General features: G+C 63.9%; 20 protein-coding genes. 10 read left to right on the top strand and 10 right to left on the bottom strand.

Going from position 1 to position 23,130, the window contains the following annotated elements:
• Positions 1 to 76: 76 nt before the first annotated feature.
• The gene (locus A4H34_RS10935; RefSeq protein ID WP_156510257.1) at positions 77 to 460 is read left to right on the top strand and encodes a hypothetical protein; all 384 of its coding nucleotides are present in this window, start codon (positions 77 to 79) and stop codon (positions 458 to 460) included.
• Here the strand turns inward: A4H34_RS10935 and A4H34_RS04230 are convergent.
• From A4H34_RS04230 to A4H34_RS04205, 6 genes are all read right to left on the bottom strand, one after another.
• Positions 403 to 693: an ArsR/SmtB family transcription factor gene (locus tag A4H34_RS04230; RefSeq protein ID WP_040322849.1), complete on the bottom strand. Its 291-nt coding sequence runs from the start codon at positions 691 to 693 to the stop codon at positions 403 to 405. The two genes, A4H34_RS10935 and A4H34_RS04230, sit on opposite strands and share 58 nt — an antisense overlap.
• Positions 694 to 733: 40 nt before the next feature.
• The gene (locus A4H34_RS04225) at positions 734 to 2,590 is read right to left on the bottom strand and encodes an ABC-F family ATP-binding cassette domain-containing protein (RefSeq protein WP_064231195.1); all 1,857 of its coding nucleotides are present in this window, start codon (positions 2,588 to 2,590) and stop codon (positions 734 to 736) included.
• The gene (locus tag A4H34_RS04220; RefSeq protein WP_064231194.1) at positions 2,590 to 3,594 is read right to left on the bottom strand and encodes a 4-(cytidine 5'-diphospho)-2-C-methyl-D-erythritol kinase; all 1,005 of its coding nucleotides are present in this window, start codon (positions 3,592 to 3,594) and stop codon (positions 2,590 to 2,592) included. Before A4H34_RS04220 ends, A4H34_RS04225 begins: the two co-directional genes overlap by 1 nt.
• A gap of 39 nt (positions 3,595 to 3,633) precedes the next feature.
• Positions 3,634 to 4,647, bottom strand: a complete 1,014-nt coding sequence (locus A4H34_RS04215; RefSeq protein WP_064231193.1) for a hypothetical protein — start codon at positions 4,645 to 4,647, stop codon at positions 3,634 to 3,636.
• 239 nt (positions 4,648 to 4,886) lie between these two features.
• The gene (locus A4H34_RS04210; RefSeq protein WP_231870948.1) at positions 4,887 to 5,960 is read right to left on the bottom strand and encodes a ribosomal RNA small subunit methyltransferase A; all 1,074 of its coding nucleotides are present in this window, start codon (positions 5,958 to 5,960) and stop codon (positions 4,887 to 4,889) included.
• Positions 5,961 to 5,992: 32 nt separating this feature from the next.
• A complete protein-coding gene (locus A4H34_RS04205) occupies positions 5,993 to 7,264 on the bottom strand; it encodes an aggregation-promoting factor C-terminal-like domain-containing protein (protein ID WP_231870947.1) in 1,272 nt (423 codons plus the stop codon).
• A gap of 662 nt (positions 7,265 to 7,926) precedes the next feature.
• Between A4H34_RS04205 and A4H34_RS04200 the strand changes: the two genes are divergently transcribed.
• The 5 genes from A4H34_RS04200 to A4H34_RS04180 all read left to right on the top strand — a co-directional run bounded on the left by A4H34_RS04200 (position 7,927) and on the right by A4H34_RS04180 (position 13,044).
• Positions 7,927 to 8,751 carry a hypothetical protein gene (locus A4H34_RS04200; RefSeq protein ID WP_156510256.1) on the top strand — a complete coding sequence of 275 codons (825 nt, stop codon included), beginning with the start codon at positions 7,927 to 7,929 and terminating at the stop codon, positions 8,749 to 8,751.
• Positions 8,752 to 8,838: 87 nt separating this feature from the next.
• Positions 8,839 to 10,440, top strand: a complete 1,602-nt coding sequence (locus A4H34_RS04195; RefSeq protein ID WP_156510255.1) for a hypothetical protein — start codon at positions 8,839 to 8,841, stop codon at positions 10,438 to 10,440.
• 256 nt (positions 10,441 to 10,696) lie between these two features.
• Positions 10,697 to 11,485 (top strand): hypothetical protein, encoded by a 789-nt coding sequence (locus tag A4H34_RS10930; protein WP_138587175.1) that lies wholly within the window; start codon positions 10,697 to 10,699, stop codon positions 11,483 to 11,485.
• 148 nt (positions 11,486 to 11,633) lie between these two features.
• Positions 11,634 to 12,194, top strand: coding sequence for a hypothetical protein (locus A4H34_RS04185; RefSeq protein ID WP_064231188.1), 561 nt, complete (start codon positions 11,634 to 11,636; stop codon positions 12,192 to 12,194).
• 157 nt (positions 12,195 to 12,351) lie between these two features.
• Positions 12,352 to 13,044, top strand: coding sequence for a hypothetical protein (locus A4H34_RS04180; RefSeq protein WP_064231187.1), 693 nt, complete (start codon positions 12,352 to 12,354; stop codon positions 13,042 to 13,044).
• Here A4H34_RS04180 and A4H34_RS04175 read toward each other — a convergent pair.
• Positions 13,041 to 14,000 (bottom strand): TatD family hydrolase, encoded by a 960-nt coding sequence (locus A4H34_RS04175; protein ID WP_009199525.1) that lies wholly within the window; start codon positions 13,998 to 14,000, stop codon positions 13,041 to 13,043. The genes A4H34_RS04180 and A4H34_RS04175 overlap by 4 nt on opposite strands.
• Before the next feature lie 5 nt (positions 14,001 to 14,005).
• Positions 14,006 to 15,814, bottom strand: a complete 1,809-nt coding sequence (gene metG / locus A4H34_RS04170) for a methionine--tRNA ligase (protein WP_064231186.1) — start codon at positions 15,812 to 15,814, stop codon at positions 14,006 to 14,008.
• Between the two features lie 272 nt (positions 15,815 to 16,086).
• On the opposite strand from metG, the gene A4H34_RS11555 reads away from it, so the two are divergent.
• From A4H34_RS11555 to A4H34_RS04155, 3 genes are all read left to right on the top strand, one after another.
• On the top strand, positions 16,087 to 17,067 hold the full coding sequence (locus A4H34_RS11555; protein WP_064231185.1) for an isochorismatase family protein: 981 nt from the start codon (positions 16,087 to 16,089) through the stop codon (positions 17,065 to 17,067).
• 13 nt (positions 17,068 to 17,080) lie between these two features.
• Positions 17,081 to 17,968: a Cof-type HAD-IIB family hydrolase gene (locus A4H34_RS04160; RefSeq protein ID WP_082903058.1), complete on the top strand. Its 888-nt coding sequence runs from the start codon at positions 17,081 to 17,083 to the stop codon at positions 17,966 to 17,968.
• A gap of 346 nt (positions 17,969 to 18,314) precedes the next feature.
• Positions 18,315 to 18,572: a hypothetical protein gene (locus tag A4H34_RS04155; protein WP_040322864.1), complete on the top strand. Its 258-nt coding sequence runs from the start codon at positions 18,315 to 18,317 to the stop codon at positions 18,570 to 18,572.
• Positions 18,573 to 18,690: 118 nt separating this feature from the next.
• Here the strand turns inward: A4H34_RS04155 and A4H34_RS04150 are convergent, their stop codons facing one another.
• Positions 18,691 to 19,560: a hypothetical protein gene (locus A4H34_RS04150; protein WP_064231184.1), complete on the bottom strand. Its 870-nt coding sequence runs from the start codon at positions 19,558 to 19,560 to the stop codon at positions 18,691 to 18,693.
• A 252-nt stretch (positions 19,561 to 19,812) separates the two neighbouring features.
• Positions 19,813 to 20,646 (bottom strand): 16S rRNA (cytidine(1402)-2'-O)-methyltransferase, encoded by an 834-nt coding sequence (gene rsmI, locus A4H34_RS04145; RefSeq protein ID WP_407946307.1) that lies wholly within the window; start codon positions 20,644 to 20,646, stop codon positions 19,813 to 19,815.
• Positions 20,647 to 20,732: 86 nt separating this feature from the next.
• Here rsmI and A4H34_RS04140 point away from each other — a divergent pair, with 86 nt between their 5' ends.
• Positions 20,733 to 23,114, top strand: coding sequence for a dolichyl-phosphate-mannose--protein mannosyltransferase (locus tag A4H34_RS04140; RefSeq protein WP_231870946.1), 2,382 nt, complete (start codon positions 20,733 to 20,735; stop codon positions 23,112 to 23,114).
• Positions 23,115 to 23,130 lie beyond the last annotated feature (16 nt).

Below are 23,130 nucleotides of genomic sequence, written 5' to 3'. Positions count from 1 at the left end.
CACGAAAAGGCGTGGGCCCTCCCCTTCATTTGTGTGAGCCTATTTCGACTTGTCGAGCCTTCTAGCTTAGACGCTGATGCCCGGCGAGTTTTCAGTGCTCGTCGTAGTGGTCGCCATGCTGGGCGTGGCGGTGCCCGTCATGGACGTAGTCGACGTGGTCCCCATGCTGAACGGCCTCATGGCCGCAACCCTCACCGTGGGCGTGCTCGGCCACCGTGTGCTCGGCGACCTCCTGATGGTCGTCGTAGTGGTCGCCGTGCAGGGCGTGGCGGTGCCCGTCATGGACGTAGTCGACGTGGTCCCCATGCTGAACGGCCTCATGGCCGCAACCCTCTCCATGGGCGTGCTCGGCCACGGTGTGGTGAGCGTGGGGGTCGGCAGTGCTCATAGTTTTTCCTTTCTTCACGCGTTTTCCCGTGCGTGGGCGATCGCATCGCGCACCACGTGTTCGACGTGGTGATCGGCGATCCGATAGATGACTTCCTTGCCGCGGCGATCCGCTTCAAGGAGCCCGGCGTCGCGCAGGATCCGCAAATGTTGCGATGTGAGCGGTTGGCTCATCTTCGCCGCCTCGGCGAGAGCCGAAACCGGCCTGTTCTCGTGGCTCACAAGTGAAAGAAGGAGCAAACGAGACTCGTTTCCCAAAACCCGAAACATGCGGGCGGCCTCGGCTAAAAGCTTGCCTTCATTCACTCTTCAATCATCACACACGTATAAACACTTTGCAAGATGATTAATCGTTGAGCTTTTCACTCAGTTCGAGCCAGCGGTCTTCGAGTTCGGCGACTTCGGCCTCGAGAACGCGCAGATCGTCGGCATGTTTGCGCAGGCCGACGTAGTCGCTCTGGTCGTGTTCGGCCATCCGAGCGTGCACCTGCGCCACCTTGTCCGCAAGTTTGGCAAGGCGCCGGTCGATCGAGTTGACTTCCTTCTCGGCCTCACGCCGTTCGGCGCCCGACAGCTCGGCCCCGTTCTGCCCCGCGGCCGAACCTCCGTCCGTTTTCGCCGATCCGGCGTTCTTCCCTGGTGCCTTCGGCGCGCCGACGCCGGAGCTTTTCTTCGAGGCGCCGCCTTCAGATCCCGCTTTCGCGGCGTCGCTCAACTCGAGATACTCGTCGACGCCGCCGGGAAGGTGCCGGAGCCGCCCGTCGAAGATCGCGTACTGCCGGTCCGTCACGCGCTCAACGAGGTAGCGGTCGTGGGAGACGACGATGAGCGTTCCGGGCCATGAATCGAGGAGGTCTTCCATGGCCGCGAGCATGTCGGTGTCGACGTCGTTCGAAGGCTCGTCGAGGATGAGCACGTTCGGCTCCGACAAGAGAACGAGAAGCAGCTGAAGACGCCGCTTTTGCCCGCCAGAAAGCTCGCACACGCGCGAGGAAAGGCAATCGCGGGAAAAGCCCAGGCGCTCGAGAAGCTGGGCAGGGCTCATCTCCCTCTCCCCCACCGCGTAAGAAGTCTTGTATCGCGCGAGCACCTGCCTCACCAGATCCCCGCCGACTTCGTCAAGGGCGGAGAACCTCTGGTCGAGGATGCCGATCCTCACCGTCTTTCCGCGTTTGACGCTGCCCGACGTCGGCGCGATCGAGCCCGCAACGAGGCCCAGAAGCGTCGACTTTCCCGCTCCGTTGGCGCCGAGGATTGCGGTGCGCTCGCCCGGAGCGATCCTCCACGTGACCTCGCGGAGCACGTCGCGGTCTCCGTAGCGAACGCCGGCTTCTTCGAGGTCGACGACGTCCTTGCCCAGCCTCGCCACGGCCATGCGCGTGAGCTCTACGGAGTCGCGGACGGGAGGGACGTCGGCGATGAGCCGGTTTGCCGCCTCGATGCGGAAACGCGGCTTGCTCGTGCGAGCGGGCGCTCCGCGGCGCAGCCACGCCAACTCTTTGCGCATGAGATTCTGACGTTTGGATTCGGCCGCCGCCGCGATCCTGTCGCGTTCGACCCGCTGAAGGACATATGCGGCATACCCTCCCTCAAACGGTTCGACGACGCCGTCGTGCACCTCCCACATGGAGGTCGCGACTTCGTCGAGAAACCAACGGTCGTGGGTGACGACGAGGAGTCCGCCGACGTTCTTGGGCCACCGGTTCTTCAGATGCCGCGCAAGCCACGTGATCCCTTCGACGTCGAGGTGGTTCGTCGGCTCGTCGAGCATGAGAACGTCCCACTCGCCGATCAAAAGTGCCGCGAGTCCGAGACGGCGCCGCTGGCCGCCCGAGAGCGTGCCCACCCGCGCCTGCCAGTCGAGGTCCCCGACGAGGCCCGCTATGACGTCGCGGATCTTGGGGTCAGAGGCCCATTCGTGCTCGGCGGCCTCTCCCACGAGCGTATGGCCCACCGTCGCGTCTGCGTCGAGGGTGTCGTCTTGCTCAAGCACGCCGATGCGCACGCCTCCCCGACGGGTCACAAAGCCTTCGGTCGGGTCGAGCGTTCCCGCAAGGATTCGCAAAAGCGACGATTTGCCGCCGCCGTTTCGCCCGACGACGCCGATCCTGTCCCCCTCCTCGATTCCGAGGGATGCCGATTCGAGGACCACGCTGTTGGGGTACTCCAGCCCGATCGCCTGCGCTCCGAGAAGATGAGCCATCACTTCGCCTCCGCAACGCAGGCGCCAGCGGCCGGTCCGTTCGCCCGAACCGCCCGAAGCTTCGGAAACTCGATCGCGGCTCGCATCCCGAGGCGGTCGGCATGAGCGGGGTCAAAGGCTAGGAGCGCAACCGTCGGCCCGGAGCCCGAAAGGATGGCCGTCGCCCCAAAACGGCTCGCTCGCTCAACGACGTCTTCTAGATCCGGACGCAGTGAGAAGGCCGGGGCTTGAAGGTCATTGGCCATGAGCGCGGCCGTCGCCTGCAGATCTCCGCGGGCCACGGCCTCGCGCAGCTCCCGGGTCGACGCCGGGTTCTCGGCGACGTCGGCTTCGGCGGCGCGGCCGGGTCCGGCGACTCCGGCTGCAACGCTGCCGGGTCTTTCAGTTTCCGCGGCTTCCCTCGCGACGGCGCCAGCCCCTTCAGCCGACTCGGCGATGCGGTCAAACTCGCGGAACACCGCGGGCGTCGAGAGTCCCACGGGGTTCGTCAGGAGGACCCACGCGTGCCCGCGGCCGGGATACACCGGGGCGAGGATTTCGCCGCGCCCCGTGCCGTGCGCGATTCCGCCCATGATGCAGAAGGGGACGTCTGAGCCCAGCTCGCTCCCAAGGCTCATCAGGTCGGCGCACGACAGGCCGAGGCCCCACAGCGCGTTGAGGGCCACTAGGGCGCCCGCGGCGTCGGCGGACCCTCCCGCCATTCCTCCCGCGACGGGTATTGCCTTGCGGACCGTCATCTCGGCGCCGAGGCCCGGTGCGCCAAATCGTTCGCGCAAGGCTCTTGCCGCACGGAAAGCCAAATTCGTCGAGTCTTCCGGAAGGGCGTCTGCTCCCTCCCCTTCCATGCGGAGGCTCAAGGAATCGCTTCGACGGACGATCACCTCGTCGTGGACGTCAAGCGCCTCGAAGACGGTGTCAAGCGGATGAAAGCCGTCTGGCCGGGCCGATCCGACCCTGAGGGCCAGATTGACTTTGGAGGGCGTGACGACGCGAACTTCTTGCACGTGCCCAGTGTAGCGGCGTCGCCCGCGCCCGGCGGCCTCTTACACCTTCACGGCTAGATAGAGCGCAAGAGAGGCGCAGCATGCGGCGATCGCGCCGAGGACCGTCACGACGGCCGTTTCGTTTGTTTCGGCGATCGCCCGGCCCACCGTCGCCAGCGTCGTCAAAAGGGTGGCCATGACAGCTGCGTGCACCGATCCCGGAACCGACAGCGCATTTTCGATCACATCGAGGTCTTCGGCGTCGAACTCGGATTCCGCCGCGGACTCGGCGCCGCGCCCTTCGGGGAGGACCGGAACGGCCCTGGCCAGATGATTGACTTCCAGGCTCTTTCCGCTCACAAACTTGCCGAGCCACGCCAGCCACAAAGCAAAAAGAAGCAGGGAGACAAGCATCCCGATAAGCCCAAAAATGACATAGCTAACGGTGGTCAAGGTCCGAACCGCCAAGGCGGATTCAAGGTCCTGCCGCCCGACGATCACTGCGAGTGAGGCGGCTCCTCCGCCGGCAGGTATGGCCCAGCCGACCAAGATGAGGCCCAGCAGGAGGGATCTCGGCCGAATCTTGCCGGCAAACATGAGAACACACGCTCCCAAGGCGACGCCGACGGCGCCGAGTGCAACCCCCAATGAGAAGTTCGACATTCCGGAGGTTTGAGCGTGCGCCCATCGATTGAGGGAGATGGCGGCGGTGAAGGCGCCGGCCCCCGCGATGACGGCGAGCATCGGGTAGTGAACTCGCCGCAGACGCGCCTTCACAAGCTGCGGTTCGGCTGGTGGAACCAGCGTTTCCCGCCAACGGGCCACTTCCTCGCCGTCACGCTCCTCGATTGCCCTCACGGTCATAAGCCCCGTTTTCAGGGGCCAAAGAGCCGTGCAGCATATGGGAATGGACGCCAACATGAGAACAACCGTCAGACGGCTCCATTCGAGGTCGGTGAGCATCACCGTCAACGGCAGGACGACGAGCCACAGCATGGATGCCATGATCAGGGCAAGAGAGGCGTCAATGCGACGTTCGGCTCTGACCCAGAACTCATGCATGGCGCGATCCACCGTCTGCTCCCTTCTTTGTGCGTCCCACTCAAGCTTAGTGTGAGTCCCTTTAATTTCCCATCCGGACAGCGAAAAGTAGGTCACAGAAAGCCGCGGACGACGGGGCGTTTAGGCTGCGGACCAAGCCGGTGCAGCCAGGCTGCGAGCCAAACCGGTGCAGCCCCCCGCGAAACCGCGAGAACGCGTAGCGCATCGCAGGGGCATGTTTGCGTCGAACGGTGGAGCGCCTCCGCCGCAAATCAGGCAAGCGCGCCCGCGGCGCGCGCTATCGCCGCAAACTCGGCGATGCCCAACTGTTCGCCTCGGGCTTTCGGATCGATTCCCGCGAAGACAAGCAGATCTTCTGCGCGCGCGGCGCTTCCGGCCCAGGTCGCCAGGGCGGCGCGAAGAGTTTTGCGCCGTTGGGCAAAAGCCGCGTCGATGACGGCGAACACGTCTTCACGGGCGACGTCGGCGAACGCGCCCCGCCCTGCGACGTCGGCTGGAAGCCAAGGCAATGCGCCGTGCCGCTTGAAGTTCACGAGCGCCGAATCGACGTTCGGGATCGGCCAGAACACGTTTCTGCTGATCTTTGCGCCGCGTGCAGCCTCCCCGTACCAGGAGGCCTTTGCCGAGGGGACTCCGTATGTGCGCGAGCCCGGCGACGCCGCAAGACGGTCCGCGACTTCCGCTTGAACCATGACGGTCGCCGCCTGGATGCTGGGCAGCGCCTCGAGCAGGCCGAGAAATATCGGCACGGCGACGTTGTAGGGAAGGTTGGCCACGAGCCGCGAAGGCTCGGCGAGGTTCCTCGTCGATGCCACAAACTGCTCCGGCTTCTCGGGGAGCCGACCCGTCCGCGCCGTCTCCCCCGCGAAATCCACGCTCCCCGGCTCAAGTTCAGCCGTCTCCGGCGCCGATTCGGCACGCCCGTGCGCGCGTCCTTCCTCGCTCCGGAGGAGTCTGGGAACCGGAAGATTCGAAGGGGCCTTTACATCCATGGCGTCGAGATTGGCAACGGCCAGCCGCTCGACCGCCTCGGGCATGCGCGCCGCGACCGTCGATTCGAGCGCGCCGGCCAGAACCGGGTCGATTTCAACGGCGCATACGGCGGCCCCGGCCTCCAGCAAGGCGAGAGTGAGCGACCCCAAGCCGGGACCGACTTCCAGGACGACGTCGCCGGGCCGCACTCCGGCCTCGCGCACTATCCGGCGGACCGTTCCGGCGTCGTGGACGAAGTTCTGCCCGAGCGTTTTCGTCGGCCGTATGCCGAGCGTCGAGGCCAGCTCACGAATGTGGCTGGCCCCGAGCAAAGCGGATGTCGTTTTCGTCAAATGCGGACGGTCCCGATCGGTGTCAAGCGATATCAGTACCAACCGGTGCTCTGGGAGTGCCCCCATGCGCCGCACGGAGTGCCGTAGCGTCCCTTGATGTAGCCGAGCCCCCACTTGATCTGGGTGGCGGGATTCGTCTGCCAGTCGGCGCCGGCGGAGGCCATCTTCGATCCCGGCAGAGCCTGCGGAATTCCGTAGGCGCCCGAATAGGAGTTGAGAGCGTGCGAGTTCCAGTTCGATTCCTTGGTCCAAAGCTTGACCAAGCAAGAGAACTGATCGCCGCCCCAGCCGTAGGACCCCATCATCGACGACGCGATCTGCTGGGCCGAGCCAGCCGGAGCGGGAGCGGCGGTGGCAGACGGAACCTCTGCCGTCCCTCCGTCGCCCGTCGTGACAGTCTTGGTAGGCGGAGCCTCCTTCGTGCCGACGCTGACAACCTCGTCGACACGAGCAACCTTGACGCTCGAGACGACGAGCGTGCGCTCGGTCTCCTTGCCATTCTCATACGTTACTTCATAGGTGTTGGCGGTGACGCCATCGACACCTTTGGTCTTGACCTCCGTCGACCCCTTGGCGAGGCTGGAGTCATCGACCTTGCTGCTCTTGTGCGCGTCGGCGACGTCCTCAGTCACCGTCTTCTTCTCGACGCGAGTGATGGTCACGGTCGAGCCGTCGGCCACCGGGGCGGACATCTCCTGCGAGACTTTGTCGTCGCCGTCGACGGTGATGCCGGCATCAGCCAAAGCACCTAAAAGGGTGGGCTTCGTGGTTGTGACGGTGCGCTTTTGGCCATCGACGGAAACGGTGAAGGTCGCCTTCGCTGCCTTTTCCTGAACCGGGGCGAGCTGGGCGACGCCGGCCGTGGCGTCCAAGCGGTGCGCATCGTTCTCATTGGCGACCGAGAGCGTGCCCGCCGCGATGCCCCCGATGCCGGAGGCTGCCGCGACAACCGCCACAACGGCTGCGCGCGAGCGGGAGAAAAGGGAGAAACGGTTCTTCTTCGTCGACGTCGCACCGACCGAAGCCAGTTCTTCGTCCACGAGCGCATCAACCGGCGCCGCCTCGACCGGAGCCTCGGGAACCGGCGCCTCGGCGGCAGCTGCGGCATGAGCCTCCTCTTCGTTTTCCGTGAACGGCCGCACAAGGTATCCAAGCGGCGAATCCGGATGGAGGAGGCTCTGGCTCAGCCCCTGCTGAGCACGCGCAGCCAAGCGCGCGGCGCGCCTTGAACCGGGCGCAGGGGCTTTCGACAGATCTATGTTGAACTCGAATGCTTCGCCTTGGGCAACGCTGTGACGACCCACTACGATCTCTCCTTGTTCTATCGGCGGACCCGCAAGGCGGGAACCGGTTGATAACGATTCTGATACGAGTGTAACCAAATCGTTATCTTTTGGCCACTCACGTATCGCATCTCACACCTTCAGGGTTTGACTTTTCAGCGCGAAACAAGGGAAACGTCTTCAAGACCTTGCAGATATCGTTTTGTAATAGAACGAGCTCACCCGAACAGCGCGCATCTGCATCGCCGATCGCGCGAACGCAAAACTTCCCATGAGCAAGTCTCCTAAGTCGACTATCCTCACAAAGGCGTGGGCAAACAATATTACCTGACGCTCGGCGACTGCGTCCAGACACTCAACCGATGCTGTTATGCGGCTGACAACTCTAGAAGGTCCCGAAACGGCACCGCTGGCACTTGAAACGCTGCTACTTGCCCCCGAAACGGAGCTAATTGCATTCGAAACGGCACCAGGAGTTTCTAGATGGAACCACCCACTTTCCTAGCACATCACACGTTCCTGCCGATAGCGAACGAGACCAGTCGATTGCTGTGCACTTCTCCAAGCACATCCGACGTTCCCGGCAGACATACGAAGTCCCCTGCAAGCGTGCAGATTTTGCGAGCGACCACATGATGGACGAGCAGCCCTGCCCTACTGGGATGTCGAACTACGCTGACATCATGACCAGCAACTTCCCTTCGTCGCCCAATGCGACGCCGACAGGCCCGTTCGCGCCCTCAAACCAGCCAATCCCGGATCCCTCCGCGCCCTTCGGCATAGACGCTCTCGACCTCTATGCAACATCGAGGCGGAAGAATACCCTCAACATCGTGACCGCAGCCCTTTCGGGGGTGGGAGCGACGATCCTCATCGCCGGCTGTTTCTTCCCCTACTACGGGTTCAACTGGCGAGACTCCTCCTCCAGCTCGGACTCCAATCCGGATAAGAATACCCTTGCCGCCTTCGGCGGCGCATACTTTTTCCTTTACATCTTCTTCGCAATCGTCGTTTTCGCGTTCCTCGCCCTCGTTCTGCGTCGTCACAAAACCGGCGCCTCCCAGTGGGCGCCTTGTACGGCCTGCCTAATGACGAGCGGCGCCGTCCTCGCCATATCAATCGGCGAGAAGCGAACCACTTTCAGACAGGCTAGAGAATATTCGTACAGTCCGAGGCTCGGTTTCTGGCTGATTCTTGCAGCAGGCCTTCTTCTACTCGCATGCGGGATTCTTGGAATCGTTCTAGCGACGAAGGCCACTCCGAAGATGATTGGGGTCGCCTATCTGCGGCAGTCTTCGGACAAGTCGCCATCAGACTTCGCGGGAGACCCTAGGACCGTGGGAAACGTCTTTGCCGCCGAGGGGGCGCGCCCTCAGCCGAGCTACGGGCAAAATCCCCAGGGCCCCGGCAACGAGCGCACCGGGCCGCACATCGGCTCGTCTCCCGCAGGCCGCAGTTCAGGGACGCCCTCCAGTTCTTTCAGGCCTCCATACGGCAGAATGGACTGATCGACGTCGTCCCCCGAGAGCTTTCCAGAATGCGGACAAGTGGCGAGTTCCATGCCGCCGACGGCTTCCAGCGAATACCATTCTCTTATGAGCACTCAGTATCCTCCGCAGAATGCCACGGTCGTCGGACAGGTCGGCAAGGATTCGACCGATCAACAGGCGTATTCGTCGCCCTTTGCGGGCCACGAATCGCCTGCCGCCCCCGAGCCCAAGGCAAGCTCGGGGAAGACGAGCATCGCGGCGCTCGTCGGAGGAATCGGCGCCCTTTTCGCCGTCATAGGCCTCTTTCTTCCTTACTTCAAGGACGACAGGGGGAACCTCTCATGGCTGAACTCGGGCGACTACAAGGGCTCAATGGGGCCTTTCTCCCTGACTCTCGCGGTCGGCATCGTCGCCGTCGTCGCCGTAATCATCCCGTCGCTCATGAAGAAATCACCCAAGGCCGGCGGACTTGCGGCCGGGCTGGCGCAGACGCTCGCGGGCGTCGTCACTGTCAGCAACTGGGCGGTCAACTTCCAGCCTGCGAAGTTCAGCGACGAGGCTTCTCGAGGAATCGGCTTCTGGCTCATCGGAATCGGCGGAATCATTCTCGTCTTGGGAGGCCTTCTCACGCTGATCAGCGGCCTGAGGGCGGGAACCGACTCCGACGCTCGTCCCGACGGCTCTTACCTCTCCGCCCCCTACACGAACCAAGAATCGACGCTTGCACCGCCCGCAGGCGCCACGGGGCAACCGCTTCCGGGCGACCAGAATCGGACCGGTCAGTTCCCGCCCGCTCAACCTTACGGCCAGCCGTATTCGACTCAGCCCCCCTTCGAGCGGCAGGCGCCTTTCGCCCAGTCGGCGGGGTCGAGTTACACGGGAGCCCCTCCCATGTCGGCGCAGTCGGCTCAGGAAACCCGCTGGCCGGCCTCGGCGCCGTCGGCTCCTTCGGCCTCCCCGCAGTTCACGCAGGGGGGCTACGGCTCCCCCGCAGCGCAGCCGTATGGCGGGAACCAGCCGGCGCAGCCTTATACGCAGCAGCCATATGGCGCGAACCCGCCCGCGCAGGCGTACGGACAGGCGCAGCCCACGCAGCCATATGGGCAGCCATCAAGCTTCCAAAGCCCCGGTGCGCCGCAGAAACAGCCGAACGACCCGCAGCAGCCGTTCAACAATCAGCAGGCTCCGGGCAGCCAACAGGCGCCCTTCGGTCAGCCAGAGGCTCCTCGTCCCCAGCCGCAGGCTTCTTCCGGTCAACCGCAGTTCGGACAGGCACAATTCGGACAGGCGCCGAACAACGCACCCACGCAAAGCCAGCCTGCGCAAGGCCAACAGATCCAACCGGAGCAGAGCCAGCCTATGCAAGGGCAGCAGAGCGAGCCGACGCAGAACGGACAGGAGCCTCAGGCGCCTCAAAGCGAACCGTCTCCTCAGGAAACCTCCCCCCAAAGCGAACATGCTCCACAAGCTGAGGCGACGTCCGAAACCGACGGCGCGCCCCAGACTGACAGCGCGCCCCAGACTGACAACGCACCTCAGACCGGCGGCGCCCCTCAAGCGGGAGGGATGCCGACCGAGGGAACGCAGTCGCCCGCCCAAGCTCAATCCCCCCAGCAAGGGGCTCCGGCGTCGAGCCCTTCACCGTCCGAAGCTGCGCCGTCGCCCCAGAACGACGGAGAGGCCTGGCCTTCCAAGCCCGACCAGTGACGTTCTCTGCTCTCGCTCGGAGATCGGCAAAGCCCATTCCCGAGCGAGAGTCTTTTTCATTCCAAGTCCATTCCAAGGGCGGCCAAGGAGTGTCGCGAAGGCGGTCCCCTTTCTGTCGCAGCTTTCGTAGCGATGCCCGGCGTCTCAAGCACCAGCTATTTTTCCTGAGAGTTTGCGCCAACATGCTGCCGAAAATACACAACTCCCCTTTCCGACCGTTTCGTCTAGCGCCTTTGATTCGCTAGTATCCGGTGTTATGAGCATCTACAACACACCCATGCCAAATCGCTCCAACGGGAGCTCGGCGCGCTCGCGTCTCATGCCCGGTTTGGCAACGACGGCGGCCGGCGCAGCAATCGGCTTCATCGGCTTGTTTCTTCCATTAATTAAAATGGCCGTTGAAGCGTACGGGAACGAAAAATCGCAGGGGGTCAGCCTCTTCGAAGCGATAACGAAATCCGATCCCACTGCCCCCGGATCCGGCAAAGCATATTTTACTATTCTAGCTATCATCGTTTCTCTGGCGCTGAGCGTTGCCGCTCTCGCGAACGGCAAAATCGGGCTGGCGAAGGGAGCGGGAATCGCTTGCATCGTCCTCGGAGCCGTTTCTCTAATTATATGTGTCAGCTATTACAATGATTACAAGAAAATCGCGGATGGGTTCGACGACGCCTCCGGCAGCTCCTACAATTCCAATGTCTCCACTTCGTCCTCTTTGGGATTCGGTTTCTACTTGCTGGTTCTAAGCGCTCTCCTTATCTTAATTGGCGGTATCGTCACCATGGTTTTAACTGGGAAGGTCAGAGCTCAAAACAATTTCGGGCCGAGCGCCGTGATGGGCGATGGACAGTTTGGCCTCTATGGGCAACAGCCTGGCGTTCCTCAAGGCGGCTATCAAGATCCGGGCTTCCAGCAGCAGGGTTATCCGCAGCAAGGCGGTTACCCGCAACAAGGCGGCTATCAAGATCCGGGCTTCCAGCAGCAGGGTTATCCCCAGCAGGGCGGCTACCCCCAGCAGTGGGGCGGCCAGCAACAGCCCTGGTGACCGTAAACCGGCTGAGCCCTCCGACCGGGGCGGGCGGGAATCGGACTGCGAGCCTCTGGGACCAAACTGAAAGAGCGCTCACATTTGCTCTGCCCGTCCCTCGGCCTCAGCTGGGTTGCTGCTGTGAGTACAACGCATAACACGTCCAATGCGGCTTTCGGAGGCGGGTAAAACACCGCTTTCCCAAGCCGCGCCGGGGCTTGCTTTCTTTCTCACCTCTGCCTTGGTGGGCGTCGTTTCGCTATTCCTCCCCATGTGCGACTTTGACGAAAAGCACGACATGCCGGACGAAATAAGCGACATGACATTGCTCAAGGCCCTGGGACACAGCGAGTTCACAACGGTGGGCTTATTCATCAGCATCGCCGCCATTTTCGTAGTCCTGGGGTTCAGCCTCACCACCTTCGTCACGGGAGGAAAGCTCACATCGATACAAACAGCTGGGCGCGCAGGCGTAACGGCGGGAGTCGCATTCGTCGTCGGACGCATCGTCGATTTCATAAAGATGAAACGAGACGACTTTCCCTTTGACCAATTGGGAATGGGCTTCATCCTCTTCACCGTGGTCGGAGTATTTATGCTCATAACCGGCTTCGTCGTTCAGAACACGGCCGATCGGATCGAAGCTGAAAGCAAAGCCTCCGATTTCGACGCCGCCGCAGTCCACGGTCAGGGAGCTGCAAGCGAAGCAGATCAGTCCGAGCCTTAGAGCGCACTGATGCGCAACACAACTTACAACCGACGTCGACTCGAGTGCCGCACGCAACGGAGAAGAATCCGCGCGTGCGGCACTCCTTTGCCCGAGGTAGAGCGCTCCCCAGGTTTCGTTGCGGCAACAAGGGTTTCGAGTCGCTAACGTCGAACCTATGCACGACTATCCCGGCTCGCCTCCGCCCAAACCTCGCCGCGCGGGCGGCCACGGCGCGTCGCCGGCGGCCTACAGGGTCGCCTCGCCGCCGACGCGCGAATACACGAGGGCGCCGGTTCTCATCGCGGAGACCGACGCGTTTTTCCAGCCGCCGGCCTCGCGGAGCCGAAAGATGCAGCTGTTCTTCGCGGCAACGTCGTCGCTTTCGTGCATAGCCATAGTTGCCGGGATGTTTCTCGATTACATCACTGACGCCGAGCCTCTCACCTTCCTCGACGTCGTCGCCGAGCTCTGGGTGCAGAGCCTCGTCCTCGTCGCGGTGCTCGTCGTCGCCGTCGCCGTCGCCGCTTCGCTCTGCAGCCCGGGCGGCTACGGCGAGCGCAGCGCCGCCACAGCAATAGCCGGAGCCGGCGCGGTCATCGCATGCGGACGGATCGTCGACCTCGCCTCCTTCGGCATAGTCGCTGCGCTCGGGCAAGACGCCTCTGTGGGCCCCGGCCTGTGGACGATGTTCGGCGGCGCGCTCATCCTATTCGGCGCCGGCGCGATGGCCAGGAGCAACGCGACATATGGATGGGCGGACGATTCCTCGGATCCCCTGTGGCGAACCGTGTGGGCGCAGAGCAAAGCTGTAGCCGCCGGCCTGTCCAAACCCCGCAGAAAGGCAGAGGGCGACCGCCGAGCGGTCTAGACTCCGTAGACCCGCCGTGCATTGCGATCCAGAGCCTCGCACCAAGAAGCCTCGTCGGCGCCGCGCAGGTCGGCCATGAAACGAGCCGTATAGGCGGAGGCATAGGGCGCATTCGGGTGGCCTCTCCAAGGCACGGGGGCAAGGTAAGGCGCGTCGGTTTCGACCAAGATGAGTTCCTCCGGCAGCGCCATGAACGCCTCGCGCAAAGCCTCGTTCGCCGGATAGCTTATCGGACCGGCGAAACTTGCGTGCCAACCATTCTCCGCGCACACCTCGGCCATCTCCCTGTCCCCGGAGAAACAATGGAAAACCGTTCGTTCAGGGGCGCCGCATTCGCGAAGGATCCGCATGCACTCGGCGTGAGCCTCGCGATCGTGGATCTGCATGGGCAAATCGAGATCCTTCGCAAGCTCGATATGCATGCGGAAGGCCTCTTCCTGCGCCGCTCTCCCAGCGGCGGCGGTCCGATAAAAATCCAGGCCGGTCTCACCGATGGCGACGACGTCGGCGCTGACGGCCAACGCCGCGACCTCGGCCACGGCGTCCTCCAGCGAAAGGTCGCGGTGCCACGGATCGAGGCCGTGGGCCATGCCGTCCGGCGACTCTTCAGTTATTCCGCGGTGAAGGGGCGCCTCATTGGGGTGGATGCCGATCGCCGCGGACAGGCTCGGCCAACGCTCAGCGAGTGCGACGGTCGGCTGAAGGGTCGGAATGTCGCAGCCGCAGGTGATGGCCCCGCGAACGCCCGCTGCCTCCATTCTGGCGACATGCCAGGGAATGCTCCCCTGGCTGTCCTCGCCGGCGCCTTCCTCGACCCCAGACGCGACGTCGAAGGACAGCGCCGCATAGTCCCTGTCTCCGCGAACCGGCAGGTGGGTGTGATTGTCGACGATGGCCGAAGCCAAGCGCTCGGGCACATCCGGATAGGTTCTCCGCTTCTTGCGATTGCCGCCCATGAGAGTTACGCCTCGATCCCCAAGCGTTCGAGCTCCTCCGCGACCACGGCTTCGTCGAGCTTCGCGAACACCGGCGTCGGTTTCGCCACGGGCGTTCCGGGGGCGACCTCGCTAGGCGCCCAGGGGCGGACGGACGAATAGTCGCCAGTGATAATCGGGTAAGGGTCGCCTCCGTCGAGGTCCTCGGCCTCCTCGAGACGGGGCATGGGGGCGAGGTCGCCTTTGCCTCCGAAAACGCGATCGATCGCATTCGAGGAATGCGGCAAGAACACGGACATCATCGTATTGATATCCCACACCGCCTGCGCCAGCGTGTGGAGAACGGTGGCCAGGCGCTCACGCTGCTCGGGAGCCTTGAGTTTGAACGGCTCAGTCTTCGCGACGTAGGCGTTGGCCTCGCCGACGAGCCGCATGATTTCGGTCAAAGCCGCGCGCTGGCCGTGGTTGGCGATGCTTTCGCCGACGGTCGCAAAGCCGTTGCGCACCGCGTCGAGCAGCTCGGCGTCGACCTCCTCCGGCTGCCCGGGCGTCGGAATCTCGCCGAAGTTCTTGGCGATCATCGCGGCCGTGCGGTTGACGAGGTTCCCCCAGCCGGCCACGAGCTCCGAATTGTTGCGCCGCACGAACTCTGCCCATGTGAAGTCGGCGTCCGAGGACTCGGGCCCAGCGATGGAAATGAAGTAGCGCAGGGCGTCGGGCTGGTATCGGGAGAGCACGTCGCGCACGTAGATGACCACGTTCTTCGACGAGGAGAACTTCTTCCCTTCCATCGTGAGGAACTCGGAGGCGACCACCTGGGTAGGCAGATTGAGGCGTCCGAGCTTTCCTGGCTCGCCGCCGCGCGAGCCCTCGCCGTTATATGCGAGCAGCTCAGCCGGCCAGATCTGGGAATGGAAGACGATGTTGTCTTTGCCCATGAAGTAGTACGAAAGCGCCTCGGGGTCGTTCCACCACTTGCGCCAGTCCTCGGCGGTTCCCTTCCCTGCCGCGGCGCGGCGGCGCGCCCATTCGACTGAGGCCGAAAGATAGCCGATGACGGCGTCGAACCAGACGTACAGCCGCTTGTTCGGCTGGTCTTCCCAGCCCGGAACCGGTATGCCCCACGAAATGTCGCGGGTCATCGCCCGCGGGCGCACGTCTTCGAGGAGATGTTTGGAGAAGACGATGACGTTCGGGCGCCATTCGCCGGTGGCTTCGACGTCGTCGAGCCACTCCCCCAGCTTCTCCGCCAACGCTGGAACGTCCAAGAAATAGTGGTCCGTGACTTCAAACCGCGGAGCCTGCCCGGAAACCTTGGAAACGGGATCGATGAGGTCCTGAGGGTCGAGCTGGTTCCCACAGACGTCGCATTGGTCGCCGCGAGCCCCTTCGCTGCCGCATATGGGGCACGTTCCCTCGATGTAGCGGTCGGGAAGGGTGTTTCCGGTCACCGGATCGATGGCCACATTCTGCTGCTGGACGATCATGTACCCGTTGTCTCGGCAGACCTCGAACATGCTTTGAACCACGTGCTCGTGGTTGACGGACGTGGTCCGAGTGAAGAGGTCGTAGGACAGGCCGAGGGCAACAAGGTCCTCGACGATGATCCTGTTGTTCTCATCGGCAAGCTGCTTGGGGGTCTTGCCCTCGGCCTCTGCCGCGACGAGGATCGGAGTGCCGTGCTCGTCCGTGCCGGAAACCATGAGCACATCCTCGCCGCGCATTCGCATGTACCTGGAAAAGACGTCCGAGGGGACTCCAAAGCCCGCGACGTGGCCGATGTGGCGGGGGCCGTTGGCGTAAGGCCATGCAACTGCAGAGAGGATATGCGACATAGACATAAGATTACGTCGCCGCGGGGCTCGGTTCATCTTTCCGCGCACACATGGACGTGATTGCGCGACGTTGAACTCGACCCGGCATGTTGGCCCGATCAGCTCGGCATCAGAAGCGATCGGCGCGGCGAAAGGGGCGTGCCAAGCTCCGACGCCCACCCCGAAGAACGTACCCATCCGCCGGGCGGGCGCAGATCGAAGCAAGGCCGCTAGAATTCTCGGTATCGGGAAAACGGCCCGTCCTCAGGCGCGACGGGGTTTGGAGGAAGAACATGGCCGAAACACGGGCACTCATCATCGTCGACGTTCAGCCGACGTTCTGCGAAGGCGGGGCGCTGGCTGTCGAGGGAGGAAACGCGACGGCCGAGAGGATCGCAGACTTCGTCACCGAGAACGCCGACGAGTACGCGATGATCGTCACCACCCAGGACTGGCACGTCAACCCGGGTTCGCACTTTTCGGAGGATCCCGATTTCATCGACACGTGGCCCCCGCATGCACTCGCAGGAACGGCCGAGGCCGAGCTTCACGAGGCCGTCGCCTCCCTGCCGATCGACGCCGCCGTGAAGAAGGGCGAGTATGAGGCCGCCTATTCGGGCTTTGAGGGCCGCGACGCCGACGGCCGCTTCCTCGAGGAGATCCTTCGCGCCGCCGAGATCGAGGAGGTCGACGTCGTCGGAATAGCCGAGTCTCACTGCGTGAAGGAAACCGCCCTCGACGCTCTGAAAGCCGGATGGCCCACGCGCGTCCTGTCCGATTTGACTGTGCCCGTCAGCGAGGAGCTCGGCATCGCCGCGCGCACGGAGATGGACGAAGCCGGGGTTGAGCAGGTGGCTTCTATGAGCGCCTTCGGTTTCTACGAGGAGGGCGAAGATGCCCCGATTCCGGGCGACGACGCGTCCCTCGCGGGCGCGATCGGCGGGGACGCATATGGGAGTCTCTACGGTTCCGACGGCGGGTATGCGGACGGCATCGACGCCGACGCATACGGCGAAGAAGGAACTCTCCGCGACGGCGATCCACACTCCGACGGCGGCGATCGGTACGGCGACCTCGACGAAGACGGCGAGGAACCCGATCTCGCGACCCGGCTCACGGCCGGGCTAGGTGCCGGGCTGAGCCTTTCAGGCGAGGCGGACGACGTCGATCTCGACGACTTCGACATCGACATCGACGAGGAGATTGACTTCTCCGACGACGCCGACGAGACCGACTTCGACTTCTCCGACATTGACGACGCCCCCACCCTCTGACATCGACAAACCGATGGAAACACACGCACCGCACCCGGCGTCAGCCGGGCTGCGCGCCGAGGCCGGCCCGCTTCGGCCGGAGGCAGTTAAGCTCGCCCGCAGCCTTCGCCTCGTCGTATGCGACATGGACGGAACCCTCCTTGACGAGGACAGCCGCATTCCCGACGACTTCTGGCCACTTCTAGATGCCATGCGCGAGCGCGGCATCGCTTTCATCCCCGCCAGCGGGCGACAATACGCCACCCTCGCCGCGATGTTCTCGCAAGAGCTCGCGGGAATGCCGATCATCGCGGAAAACGGAAGCTTCGTTGTGCAAGACGGGCGAGAAGTGCACTCCTCCACGCTGGCCAAATCGGTGGTCGTCGGCATCGTGGATCGCTCCCGCAGCCTTGGCAGGAAGGAACTCGGCGTCGTCGTATGCGGCAAACGCTCGGCCCACGTCGAATCCACGGATCCGCACTTCCTGGAGAACGTCGAGAAGTACTACGTCGTCAACCAGGTCGTCGACGACCTGACCGCCGTCGACGACGACGTCCTTAAAGTCGAGCTCTTCGACGCGCGGGACGCAAAGAAGTTCGCGCTGCCGCTGGTCCAGGATTTCGCCGACTCGCACGACGTCGTCGTCTCCGGGGAAAACTGGGCCGACGTCATGGCCAAGGGGACAAACAAAGGCGCGGCCCTGCGCGCACTGCAACGGTCTCTCGGAATATCTCCCGCCCAAACAGCGGCTTTTGGCGACTATCTCAACGATTACGAGATGATGGCAGAGGCGGAGCTTTCCTTTGCCATGGCAAATGGCCATCCGGAACTCTTGGCTGCGGCGCGCTTCACGGCGCCGTCGAACGCGGAGCACGGGGTGCCGACCACGCTCAAGGCGCTGCTCAATTCCGACGCCGCCTGACGGCGAGAAGAACGGCCTGCGCAAGCCCGCTGGAGAGAAGCTCGAATTTCGCAAGGGTCTCGGCTGTCTATTTATCCGCGAGCTTCCGCGAAAAGAGCTAGAGAATGTGACGTTTAACGTGACGCTATTTGCGCATAAAACGACATCCGAATGCAGCTCTTGCGCAAAACGGCATCGGATCAAAGAAATCGGCAGGTTAGGGCGGCCTGGCAAAACTCGAAACAGCAACGGTGAGGTGGCCCTTCCCTTCCTATCCGCCGCCGTCGAACGGGCATAGATTGAAGGTGTTCAAGCTTCGTACGGCGATAGAGCCGCTTCGCCGTCTTCTATCTGAAAGAGGTTCATCATGGCCCAGACACTTGTTTCCACGTGTGCGGCAACCGCATGCTCCTTCAACAACGGCGGCTGCACAGTCGCAATGACGATGGGTGAGCGCGGCTGCGCAACCTTCGCCAAGCTCGACGCCCGCCGTTCGGTTGCCGCGAACGGTCTCGTCGGCGCATGCCAGCGCCTCGAGTGCGTCCACAATTCCGACCTCGTGTGCACGGCGGCGTCCATCGACGTCACCGCCGACGCCGCCTGCGCAGCCTTCGAGGCACGGTAGCCGCTAATCGGGCGACGCGCCCGTCGGCACACGCTTCCGTCAAAGCGAACGATGCGGGGACCCCGCGCACTCGGGGTCCCCGCATTTTCTTTGGCTTCTGACGCTGGATCCGCTAAGGTCAGGAACCAAGCTCCATAAGACGCCCGATCTCACGGGCGAGCTCGTCTCCTCTGACGATTGAGGCTGCAAAGGGGACAAAGGCGGTCACAGCTTCTTCGCGGCTGACGCGCATGAGCGTCAATCCCGCCCTGTCGATGTCGACGCAGAGAACCGCGGTCTGCACATGCTCACAGCCAATGCGGACGGGCTGGCGCGCAAGCAGCGCCCCCGGAACGATGCCAAGCGTCACCGCGCCGAACAACTCATTGACGGCGTCGCACCCGAAAGAGGAAAGAACGTCCAAGCCGACGAGTTCACCGAAACTGTCTGCGAAAAGATCGCCCCCGTCCACGGCTTCCGCCTCGGCCTCGTGGTGCTGGCGACACACTTCTTCCCAGGAGACCGGCGTGACTCCGGCCGCATCGTGCAGCAGCACCCGCTCCATCGACACGACGGCGAGGCAGCCTCGCGGGGCCGAAGCGATCGCGGCGACGTCGTCGGGAAGCACTCCCGCTGCAACGGCCTCGGTCGTTTCCTCGAGGGAGAGCCATCGCGCCGTTCCAAGGAAATGCACGGCGGACGCCACGATTTCAACCGTCGGATCGGGCGACTCTTTTTCTATCGACACGCGAACGTCCATTGCGCAGACGTCGCGATTTGCAAGAGCTTCGACGAGCACAGGCTCGGCGGTGGCGACGACCAGGCTTCCGTCCGCCGCAATGCCGTGCGCGACGGCCGTCAGATTGAGCGCTGGCTCCTCGCGGTAAGCCACCAGCATCGCCTGGCCGGCGCCGTTCAGGAGCCGATGGGCACACGAGCGTTTGCGGGCATCCCAGACCTCTTGATCGACCGACGTGCGGCCGGGGAAGAGCGACAGATTCGGATTCAAGGTACCTCCACGAAAAGAAGCGTCAAAGTAAGGATAGCCTGACTGCTTCGCTTTGTGAAGCCATTTCGCAAAGACAATGGTGCGTAATTGCAAGGGAAGTCGTGGGCATTTGCTCGGAAACCGGCTGACACGGCCGTCCGAAATCCGGGGAAACCGCAAATTCGGGCCGAAAACTCAAAAGACGCAAACCTGTCCAAGGAGCCCCGGGCGAGAGCCGAGAGGCGCAAGCGGAGTCGAAGAGCCTCGGCCGGATCAGACGGCGCGCGCCGCAGCCGCGGCGTCGTACAGGTCTTTCTTTCGCAGGCCGACGCGGCGGGCGACGTGGGCGGCGGCGTCCTTGAGCCGGAGACCGGCGTCCGCGAGGGCGAGGACCTCGGCGACCGACGCTTCGACGTCGGCCTCCTTTCGAGGCGCACCTGCAACGACGACGGCGATCTCGCCCAGAACCTCTCCGGAAAAACGCTCGGCGAGCTCCCCCAGCGAACCCCGCGCGATCTCCTGATGGACCTTCGTCAACTCCCTGCACACGCACGCGGGCCTGTCCGAGCCGAATCCTTCGCACATGGCGCGCAGAGCGGCGCCCAGACGGCGCGGGGACTCGAAGAAGACCATCGTGCGCCCTTCAGACTTCAGCCCCCGGATCGCCGCGGCCAGCTCGCCCGCCTTGCGGGGCAGGAAGCCCTCGAAGCAAAAACGGTCCGTGGCCAGCCCCGAAACGGCCAGAGCCGTCAACACCGCGGAGGGCCCCGGAACCACTTCGACGTCGACGCCTGAGCACGCAGCGAGCGCCACGAGCCTGTATCCGGGGTCGGAAACCGAAGGCATGCCGGCGTCGCTCACGACCACGACTCGCTTTCCCTCACGCGCAAGGCCAAGGAGAACGGGCGCCCGATCGGCTTCGTTGTGCTCGTGGAAAGAGAGAACCCGCCCGCGAACCGCGATGCCGAGCCGCCCGGCGAGATTGAGGAGGCGCCGGGTGTCCTCGGCGGCGACGACGTCAGCCTTTTCAAGCTCACCGCGCAGGCGAGCGGACGCGTCCCCGTCATTGCCGATGGGCGTCGCAGCCAAAACTATCGGTGGTCTCATAGGCATAACTATTTCACCGATCCCGTGGGCACAACTATTCCAAACGCATCCGACACAGGCTGAGTCGCCCCGGGTAGACTCACCCCGTGAGCGAAAAGGACACGACCCCCAGCAGCCAGCAGGGCGAAAACGACCCCGGGCAAACTCACCCCGCGCAAGGGCCCGCCCAAGCCGTCAAGCAGAAACGGCGCCCTTCGCCCGACTCCCAGAGAGATCCCGGCATGCCTCTGGAGGCCAAGGACGCCGAAGCCTACGAAAACGATCTTCGGGGAAGGCTGGGCCTCCTGCCGATCGGGGTGAAGCTCCCCCTCAAAATCCGCAGACAGGGCTGGATCGCCGCCGGAATCGCGGCCCTCGCAGCCTTCGTCACTCGTTTTTGGAACCTCAACCACCCGCACGCGATCATCTTCGACGAAACCTACTACGTCAAGGGCGCCTTTTCCTTGCTGCGCAAGGGCTACGAAGGCACGTGGGAGGGAGCGGAGAAGGCGAACGAGCTCTTCCTCAAAGGCGACTATTCCGCTTTGAAGGACAGCGCTGACAAGGTCGTCCACCCGCCGCTGGGCAAATGGATCATGGCCGCGGGCCAATGGATGTTCGGATCGGACAACGGCGTCGGCTGGCGCTTCTCCACCGCAATTGTGGGCGTGCTCGCGGTGATCCTCGTCGCCCGAATAGCGATGCGCATGTTTCGCTCCCCTCTTCTGGCCGGATTCGCGGGAATCGCCATGGCGCTCGACGGCATGGGAATCGTCATGTCGCGCACCGGAATCCTCGACAACATCTTGGCTTATTTCGTGCTTCTAGGTTTTTGGGCCCTGCTCCTCGATCGAGAGCATTCGCGGGCGAAGCTCGCCAAACGGGTGGCCCGAGGAGGATTCCGCTCTCTATCGAGGGCACCGGGGGCGCCTCACGTTCCGGCGGACCCCTGGGGGCCTCGCGTCGTCGGACGTCCGTGGCTCCTGGCCGCAGGCATCTTTCTCGGCTTTGCGGGCGGCGTGAAGTGGTCGGCCATCTACGCGGTCGCCGTCTTCGGCCTTGCGGCTTTCGCATGGAGCCTTTCGGCGCGCCGCATCGCCGGCGTTCGGCTGTGGTTCGGCGCCGGAGTGTTCAGAGACGGCCTGCCCGCCTTTTTCACATTGGTTCCGGCGGCGGTTGCCGCCTATCTCGCAGCGTGGATCCCCTGGTTTGCCGACTCCCGCTCGTGGGGCCGTCAACTGGCGAAGGAAGCCGCCGAACGCGGAGAGGACCTCCCGCTGACCGGGGCCCCCGACGCCGTCAACTCCTTCATCCTCTACCACAAGGACATGTGGCATTTCCACCACACGCTGTCGTCCCACCACGATTACCAGTCCCAGATGTGGGACTGGATCATCCAGCGCCGCCCAGTCTCCTTTTATTGGCTCGGCACTGACAAGGCCCCCAATAAATGCGGGGCGCATTCGTGCGTGGAGGCGATAACGTCCATCGGCAACGTGGCGGTGTGGTGGCTCGGGCTTGCGGCGCTCATCGTCGTCGTCCTAGCCGCCTTTAAACACAGAGACTGGCGTGCGTGGGCGATACTCGCAGGGTACGGCGCAATGTGGGTCCCCTGGATCTCCTACACGAACCGCACAATCTTCCAGTTCTACGCCGTTGCTTTCCTGCCCTACGTGGTTTTGGCGCTGACCTTCGCCGTCGGCGTGGCTGAACAGATCGTCGGGCGGGCGCACTCGGGGCAGCCACGCCTGTCCTTTGGCTTCATCTCGGGCCCAACCCGCCCCGTTCGTCGACAGAGCGTTCCCCTCCCCGCCGGCGCGCGCTCCCAGCTGCGCAACGCCATCGCCGTCCGTTTCGACGACGAACCCCTGCCGCCGGGCGCGATCCCGCAGCCGCTCCCCGGAACGCCCCGGGCGCCAAATGCGACGCCGACGCTTCCCCCGAATTCGGCAGCGCAGTATTTCCCAGGCGCGCCCGCGGCCTTTCCAAACACGGAAGCGTTCCCCTCGAACGCGGAAACGCTCTCCCCAAACGCAGCGCCCGCCTCGAACGCAGCGCCCTCCCCAAACGCAGCCGCGCACCCGCCGAATACAGCGACGCCGCCCTCGGACACGAAAGCGTTCTCTTCGGGCGCGGTGTCATCGCACCCCGAGCACAACCAGACGAATCGGTTCGAGCCGAGTGCAGGCGAAGCGATCGCCGCAGGAGCCGACGCGCCCCTTTCTTGGCATGCGCCCGGGCCCCCTCCGCCGGCCCCCGATGTGCCGCCCGAGTTCCATTCGCCGAACCCCGCTGTTCCTTACGTCGCCGCCCCTCCGCAAAAGCAGTGGTGGGAACCGCCCGCCAGGCGCAGGACGGGAGTCTTCTTCGTCGGGCTGGTTACGGCGGTCATAGTCGCCGCGGCCGCGTTCTGGTACCCCCTGTGGACGGGGCAGAACATCTCGCACAGCTTCTGGCAGTTGCACATGTGGCTGCCCAGCTGGATCTGACGCCCGCCCCGGGATC

The organism is Peptidiphaga gingivicola, from assembly GCF_001652275.1.
Lineage (GTDB): Bacteria > Actinomycetota > Actinomycetes > Actinomycetales > Actinomycetaceae > Peptidiphaga > Peptidiphaga gingivicola.
The sequence above is the reverse complement of the archived record's forward strand: the minus strand, read 5'-3'. Positions and strand labels throughout refer to the sequence as shown.

Excerpts from the sequence above, each read along its gene's own strand:
- A4H34_RS10935 (WP_156510257.1), top strand. The coding sequence starts at position 77 with ATGCCCGGCGAGTTTTCAGTGCTCGTCGTAGTGGTCGCCATGCTGGGC.
- A4H34_RS04225 (WP_064231195.1), bottom strand. The coding sequence starts at position 2,590 with ATGGCTCATCTTCTCGGAGCGCAGGCGATCGGGCTGGAGTACCCCAAC.
- A4H34_RS04200 (WP_156510256.1), top strand. The coding sequence starts at position 7,927 with ATGACCAGCAACTTCCCTTCGTCGCCCAATGCGACGCCGACAGGCCCG.
- A4H34_RS04195 (WP_156510255.1), top strand. The coding sequence starts at position 8,839 with ATGAGCACTCAGTATCCTCCGCAGAATGCCACGGTCGTCGGACAGGTC.
- A4H34_RS10930 (WP_138587175.1), top strand. The coding sequence starts at position 10,697 with ATGAGCATCTACAACACACCCATGCCAAATCGCTCCAACGGGAGCTCG.
- A4H34_RS04185 (WP_064231188.1), top strand. The coding sequence starts at position 11,634 with ATGCGGCTTTCGGAGGCGGGTAAAACACCGCTTTCCCAAGCCGCGCCG.
- A4H34_RS04180 (WP_064231187.1), top strand. The coding sequence starts at position 12,352 with ATGCACGACTATCCCGGCTCGCCTCCGCCCAAACCTCGCCGCGCGGGC.
- A4H34_RS04175 (WP_009199525.1), bottom strand. The coding sequence starts at position 14,000 with ATGGGCGGCAATCGCAAGAAGCGGAGAACCTATCCGGATGTGCCCGAG.
- metG (WP_064231186.1), bottom strand. The coding sequence starts at position 15,814 with ATGTCGCATATCCTCTCTGCAGTTGCATGGCCTTACGCCAACGGCCCC.
- A4H34_RS11555 (WP_064231185.1), top strand. The coding sequence starts at position 16,087 with ATGGCCGAAACACGGGCACTCATCATCGTCGACGTTCAGCCGACGTTC.
- A4H34_RS04160 (WP_082903058.1), top strand. The coding sequence starts at position 17,081 with ATGGAAACACACGCACCGCACCCGGCGTCAGCCGGGCTGCGCGCCGAG.
- A4H34_RS04155 (WP_040322864.1), top strand. The coding sequence starts at position 18,315 with ATGGCCCAGACACTTGTTTCCACGTGTGCGGCAACCGCATGCTCCTTC.
- rsmI (WP_407946307.1), bottom strand. The coding sequence starts at position 20,646 with ATGAGACCACCGATAGTTTTGGCTGCGACGCCCATCGGCAATGACGGG.